1 protein-coding gene and 1 pseudogene are annotated in these 653 nt (G+C 60.2%); both read left to right on the top strand.

The genetic code is table 11. The features are described 5' to 3' along the window. Positions 1–256 (top strand): N-acetylmuramoyl-L-alanine amidase family protein (locus B3849_RS02720; protein WP_286779786.1); only part of this gene is annotated, 256 nt, incomplete at its 5' end. 128 nt (positions 257–384) lie between these two features. Further along, positions 385–609: pseudogene (locus tag B3849_RS02715) on the top strand (hypothetical protein); the annotation flags it as partial. Positions 610–653 lie beyond the last annotated feature (44 nt).

The following is a 653-nucleotide window of genomic DNA, read 5'->3' as shown; positions in this document are numbered from 1 at the left end:
TAAAGTGCTGGTTGAAGGGATGAAGGCCGCCGGCGGGCCGATGAACCGCCACCCGCTGCGCAACGCGGGCTTTTCGGTGTTGAAATCGGCTGACATCCCGTCGGTCCTGATCGAAATCGGCTTCCTCAGCTCGAAGCGTGATCTTGCCAATCTGCGAGACCCGATCTGGCGGGCGGTCATGGTGTCGGCGATTGCGGATTCCATCGCCAGATGGCGCGACGCGGATGCTGCGCTCAAGCCCTTGATTCGCCAGTAAACCGCACCCGAACGCCCCTCTAGGTGTTGCGCGGGTTACCGCACAGGGCCACTGCATCGTGTTTTGACGATTCCCGCAGGGTTGCGTATAGACGGGTCACCAACCCTCCTTGCAAGGAACTGCCAGCCGTGTTTCGTTTGATCCTGTCTTTCTTCGGGGGTATTTTTACCACCCTCACCATGAGCATCGGTATGGTCGCGCTGACCATCGGCGCGGTGTTCTGGATGTATGGCCGCGATCTGCCCAGCCACGAATCCCTTGCGCAATACACGCCCCCGACGATCAGCCGGATTTATTCGGGGCAGGGGCGGCTGATTGATGAATTCGCCAAGGAACGCCGCTTGTCCTGGCCTCCCAAAGTGCTGGGATTACAGGCGTGAACCACTGTGCCTGGCCG

Origin of the sequence: Sulfitobacter sp. UBA4523 (assembly GCF_002388305.1) — a bacterium.
GTDB lineage: Bacteria > Pseudomonadota > Alphaproteobacteria > Rhodobacterales > Rhodobacteraceae > Sulfitobacter > Sulfitobacter pontiacus.
Note: the sequence above shows the minus strand (reverse complement) of the source record. Positions and strands in the feature narration are given on the sequence as shown.